This window comes from Mycoplasmopsis primatum ATCC 25948 (genome assembly GCF_000702785.1).
GTDB lineage: Bacteria > Bacillota_I > Bacilli_A > Mycoplasmatales > Metamycoplasmataceae > Mycoplasmopsis > Mycoplasmopsis primatum.
This window is the reverse complement of record NZ_JNJV01000040.1, coordinates 1-5738: the sequence shown is the minus strand read 5'-3', so window position 1 is coordinate 5738 and position 5738 is coordinate 1. Positions and strand designations below refer to the sequence as shown.

7 protein-coding genes are annotated in these 5738 nt (G+C 27.5%); all 7 read right to left on the bottom strand.

The window, feature by feature from the left end; genetic code table 4:
- Positions 1–666: leucine-rich repeat domain-containing protein (locus T386_RS0103885; protein WP_029513819.1), on the bottom strand; the 666-nt coding region annotated here is incomplete at its 3' end.
- A gap of 21 nt (positions 667–687) precedes the next feature.
- Positions 688–1986 (bottom strand): leucine-rich repeat domain-containing protein, encoded by a 1299-nt coding sequence (locus T386_RS04475; RefSeq protein ID WP_029513818.1) that lies wholly within the window; start codon positions 1984–1986, stop codon positions 688–690.
- A 142-nt stretch (positions 1987–2128) separates the two neighbouring features.
- Positions 2129–2797, bottom strand: coding sequence for a hypothetical protein (locus T386_RS0103875; protein ID WP_029513817.1), 669 nt, complete (start codon positions 2795–2797; stop codon positions 2129–2131).
- Between the two features lie 2 nt (positions 2798–2799).
- Positions 2800–3036, bottom strand: a complete 237-nt coding sequence (locus T386_RS0103870) for a hypothetical protein (RefSeq protein WP_029513816.1) — start codon at positions 3034–3036, stop codon at positions 2800–2802.
- Between the two features lie 134 nt (positions 3037–3170).
- Complete coding sequence (locus T386_RS0103865) at positions 3171–3632, bottom strand: hypothetical protein (RefSeq protein ID WP_029513815.1); 462 nt, start codon at positions 3630–3632, stop codon at positions 3171–3173.
- Positions 3633–3665: 33 nt separating this feature from the next.
- A complete protein-coding gene (locus T386_RS0103860; RefSeq protein ID WP_029513814.1) occupies positions 3666–4007 on the bottom strand; it encodes a single-stranded DNA-binding protein in 342 nt (113 codons plus the stop codon).
- Positions 4008–4800: 793 nt separating this feature from the next.
- Entirely contained in the window at positions 4801–5610 is an 810-nt protein-coding gene (locus T386_RS04470; protein WP_029513813.1) for an MAGa4850 family ICE element protein, read from the bottom strand.
- Positions 5611–5738 lie beyond the last annotated feature (128 nt).

Sequence of the window (5738 nt, the reverse complement as noted above, 5' to 3'; positions counted from 1 at the left end):
AGGGAGTTTAACAGTTTCTAAACTTATACAATTTGAAAAAACACCCTCTTTAATTGTTTTAACACCTTCAGGTATATTAATTTCTTTTAAATTTTCACAACCATAAAAAGCACTTCCGGCAATACTTTCAATACTTTTAGGCAGTGTGATAATCTCTAAACTTTCACAATTAACAAAAGCATCTTGATCAATTTGTTTTAGGCCTTCAGGTATATTAATTTCTTTTAAGTTTTTACAACCATAAAAAGCCCCTTGGGCAACTTTTCCAATATTTTTAGGCAACGTTATACTCTCCATATTATGACAATGAGTAAAAGCACGGTCGCCGATAGTCTCAACACTGTTAGGAATAATAATTTTTCTTAGGTTTTTACAACCATAAAAAGCGCCTCCGGCAATACTTTCAATATTTTTAGGCAGTGTTATACTTTCTAAATTTTTACAATTAATAAAAGCGCATTCACCAATTTGTTTTAGGCTTTCAGGGAGTTTAACACTTTCTAAATTCCGGCAAAAATCAAAAGCATAGTCATAAATTGCTTTAACACCATCAGGCACCACTACTTCCTTAATAGTTTTGTCTTTCACTCTAATAACTTCATAACCATCAATATAATGGCTTCATACAATTAATAAATCTTTGTTTTCCAATATTTTTGCACTCATAATAATCTCCTATTTTTGAAATTAAGCAACTTCTATTTGAGCATCTGTTTCTTCTCATGAACCAAAGAAAACCGGCTTTAAAAATTTAAACGGCGCTAATATCAGAATTGTTTTTAGTCCTTTACAATTAACAAAAATACCTTTTCCAATTGCTTCTATACTATTAGGAATAGCAACAGATTTTAAATTAGAACAATATGCAAAAGCATAGTCATAAATCTTTTTTATATTATTGGGAAGTGTAATGCTTTCCAAGTTTTTACAACCATAAAAAGCAGAGTTGTCAATTGTTTCAAGACTTTCGGGTAATGAAATATTTTTTAAATTTGAACACCTTTCAAATGTATAGCTACCAATGCTTTTTACTTTGTTGGGAATATCAATTGTCTCTAAACTATGGCAACTACCAAAAACATTTGAATCAAGTATTAAAAGCTCATTTGGAAGTGTGATGCTTTTTAAATTCTTACAATAGCCAAAAGCAAAAGGACCAATAATTTTTACTTCGTTGGGTATAATAATTTTTTCTAAATTTTCGCACCCTTCAAAAGCATAACCACCAATTATTCTAAGATTATTAGGCAATGAAATATTATTTAAACTCTTACAATAGCTAAAAGCAAAATCGCCAATTTCTTTAACGCTATTTGGAATAGTCACATTTTCTAAATTATCACAATCAGCAAAAAGCCTATTAGAAATTTTTTCTAAATGTACTGGAAGTGAAATATTCTTAAAATCACAATGAGAAAAGGCTGAATTTCCAATTGCTTCAACAGTATTAGGGAGTGTAATAAATTGCAAATTTATACAACTGCTAAATGCATAGTCACCAATAGTTTTTACATTATTAGGTATAGAAATCTTTTCAAGTGAGCTACAATAGCGAAAAGTTTCGTCTGCTATCTTTTTAAGGTTTTGTGATAGTGTGATTTCCTTTAATTTATCACAAAATAAAAAAGCGCCTTTTCCAATCGTTTTTACACTATCAGGTATGGTAATAGTTTCAAGTCTTTTACAATCGTCAAATGCAGATTCTTCTATCTTTTTAAGGTTTTGTGATAGTGTAATCTCTTTTAAATTCCGGCAGCCAACAAATGCTTTTTTGCCAATTATTTCTACACTATTAGACATAGTGACGGTTTCTAATTCATAACATTCTCTAAACGTATATTTTCCTATTGCTTTAATGTTATCAGGAATAATAATATTCTTAATAGTTCTATCTTTTACTCCTACTGTTATATACCCATTAATCTTTTCATCTCATATAATATTTAGGTCTTTATGAGTAATAATTTCTTGATTATTTGTTTGCATTTCTTTCTCCTATTAACTCAGTCATTTTCTAACACATAAATTAACTTTTTAATATCACGATAAATATCTAATTTGTCTGTTTTATAGTTTAATTAGTTAAAAAACGAATGGTATTTTAAAATCAATTATTTAATTGTTTTTTTTACTGTTTTGTTTCTATTTCAACAAAAGTATTAATCTTTGTAATTTCATAGATATTAGCTAATTCAAATAATTTCTTTTCTTCTAACAGATTAAGAACAAGATTATTAAGGTCATCAATTAATTTATTTTCAATTTGTGTTTTAATATATCTTGGAATACTTAATTTATCTAAAATAAAGAAGTAAATGCAGCATCAAATATCTCAAAAACTGCCTATATCTACCTGTATTAAATATCGGTCATTAATGTTTATATTTTTGAAAGAAATATTAGTATTATCTTTACCTAATCTAAACAATAAAACGTCTTTTATTAAGGGCAAAACATTAATACTGTGTCCTTCTTTGTTGAATACTTCTTTTAAAAGAAAATCATCACTTCAAAATGCTTTTAACCTATTACAATCAATCTTTTCAATGTTTTCATCAACATAATTTTGTATATATTTAACTAAAAATACTCCTATATCAAGTTGATCCTTTTCTAATTGATATATTGCTGGGGCTATTTCATTCCAATAGAAGTCTCTTTCATTCTCTATATTTAAAAGCTCGCCATTGTTGTTATATTCATCATCGCTAACGTCATCTATAATGTATGACTTAATAATTTTTTTAGATGAATTATTATCGTAATTATGTATTGGTCCATCATCAAACAATTCCATTTTTATTTTCTCCTTGCTGGATCAGGCAAACAAACAATTGATTGAATGTTTTTTTTATGAAAATCAAGTCAATAAATATCGCCATTTTCTACATCAAGGCCGAATATTGTAAATCAGTCAAGGCGTTCAATATCTTTTAAAAAATAACCCATGCGCAGTTCTACCTTGTCATCAAATTTCAGTTTAATTAATACGCATTTACCTGAATATCTTTTGTAGTTTATTTGTTTTGTTTTCATATTGAACCTTCATTTTTTTATATATTATTTGAATAATAAATAACTTATTTAACTGTTTTATAGTCTTTTTAGTAAAAAATAAAACAGAAATATTTTTACTTTTAGTATTTAAAATTTAGAATTTTCGTGCTTACTTATTCGTTGTTATTTTCATTTTTTCTTTGTATTTTGCATAATGATTTTCAACTGTAAAATGGTCAAAATGCCAATCTTGCTTTACTGTATTTATAAATCATTTTGTATTTCAAACGTTTCCTAAAAATGATTAAACCAGAGACGTAATAAATCATTGTGCTTATTAGAAATGTTGTTAATGAGACAATTAATGTCACTACAAATGCATAATAAATAACAGTTATATTTTTAGAAAATAAGCATATAAATAATTGCACCAGTCCAAATAATGACCCAATGAAAAATGTTCAAAACAATGCTTTTAATGAAGTTCTTTTGGTTTTTCATTTGGTTATTACTGTTTGAGTTTGTAGTTCTTGGCTCTCAATATTTCTATCATCTATATCAAATTCATAAGGTTTAACTTCCATTTCTGCTGGTTTTACAAATCTTGTATAGTCAGTTTTTTCTTGTTGATCCATTTTTTTCTCCTTTTTTGTTTAAAAATTCATTATTTAGTCATTATTTTCAGGTTTATTGTCAATTGTTTGCTCTGAAATAGGTTCGCCAATAGCCCAAACATTAACTGAAAAGTCTTGTTTTTCTTTCCTTTTAGGAGCCATAATTTCACCTTTTACAGTTAATAAAGTTTTTAATGGAATTTTTGATATTTTTTCAGCATATTTATTAAAAGCAATACATTGCACATAGTCTCATATAGTTTTATCACCCGCTGCTTCTTGTCGATTAAAAATTTTTAACGTAAAATATTGATATTTTGCTCCGTTTTTAGATATCAAAACGCTTGATTTTGTATGAAGTTGTCCTTTTAAGTGAACATAATTTATTCTTTCCATATTTTTCTCCTTATTTTTAAGCAAAAAACCTTCAAAATTAATACTTTTCTTTAAAAAAACAGTTAAATTTACAATATTTCAATGTAAAAATCACTAAAAATTCCATATAACATTTAGGCGTTAGTCAATCGTTTGCTGAAATTCTTATTGTTTACTGCAGGCTTTTATATTGTTTTCAGCGTAAAAGTGGCTAAATTTTGACGATGATGATATTTATTTTTTTTTCTTTTTTTTAGACCAATTTTAATAGGCATATGTAAGGTTCTTTGCTTAATATTCTAATGTTTGGTTGTCTTAACATAATCAAATGTGCCCCCAGACAAGCAGAAATGGCTTTATTTGCTTAACCAACGAATAAAACATATAAATTATTGTCCGTCCAATTTAGGTGGCTTAGAGGCTTTGTTTCGGTTAAGGCTCCAAAGCGGTCTAAAGGCTATAGATATCAATATTGCTTCCTATAGACTATAAATATAGATTCTGATTCGGTGTAGACTCCATATCTCTTAAGACATCCAGATATAGTTTTAATTCATTTTTCTTTAGTCTTAGTATACGCTTTCGCGCCAGAAACCTATTCATTTCATTCATAGGTTTCTTTTATTATGTTTATATTTTTGGTCGGTAGTTGGCGTTCAAATAAATTTTGTTAGTTACCACTGCTTATTTTTTCAAAATAGACACAACAAAACATAGAATGACTATTAGCATTCATAAGAATTAATCAAAATTAATTGATGTGCGGACTATTCTCTAATCTAATGATTAGCTTCATTCATTTCGCCATAGGTTTCTATATATTTCTAAAGATAGCGTAGTCTCCATCAATCTGGCGCTTTAACATTCTTAATGTTTTAAAACGATCTTTCTCAGTATCATATGTTTTTTTTCATCTAAAAAGCATATGTCAATCAATGTTTCCTAATAAAAAGCTTAATTTTTTTAGAAAGCGATAAGCAGTTGATTGAGATAAACCTAAGAAGTTATTTTGTAGATGAACCATATTTTCTTCTTTAAGTTGTCCTCTGTTTTTACCAGCTTTGTTTTTTTTAACTTGCTTGCTCAATCAGATAACTTTCATTAATACTTCTCAGCATTTTACAGATAAAATAAATAGTCCTCTTCAAACTAAATCACCACTAAATTTGTAATATCCTTTATCTTTTTTAAGTAAGCATTTAGGAGTGCATTTCACTTGACCATTTTCTTCTCATATTAATTTAAGTTTTTTTAATTCATTTATAGCAAAATTAATAGATGACTTGCCAAAGCCATATTCTTTTAACAAGCTTTTATCTATTCATTTTTTGCCTTTTTTTGAATGCTTAAAAATAATTAAGTATGTGTAAAGCAACATTTTAGAATGTGCCAACATTTTGACAATTTCTTTAAGTATGCTAAGGTTTCAACCACACATCTCAAGCACTTTATGCGCTGGAATATCTAAATATTTCTTTTTCTCATAAAGTTTTCAAAAATTTTGAATTTGAGTTCAAGAATCAGCGCTACATAATTTAATATATCTATCATACGAAGCATGACGTTTCATTAGAAGTTGTGCATTATTTGGTTGTTCAACAGGTAATAATATTGTATTGTCCATCTGCACTCCTTCACAAAGTATTTTTATGTGTAATTGATAAGTTTTTTGTAAAGAAGAAAAGAAATAAGTAAGCTTTAGCTTACTTATTATTGACTGTTTTTAGGCACCCCTTTATTTAACACAGCACC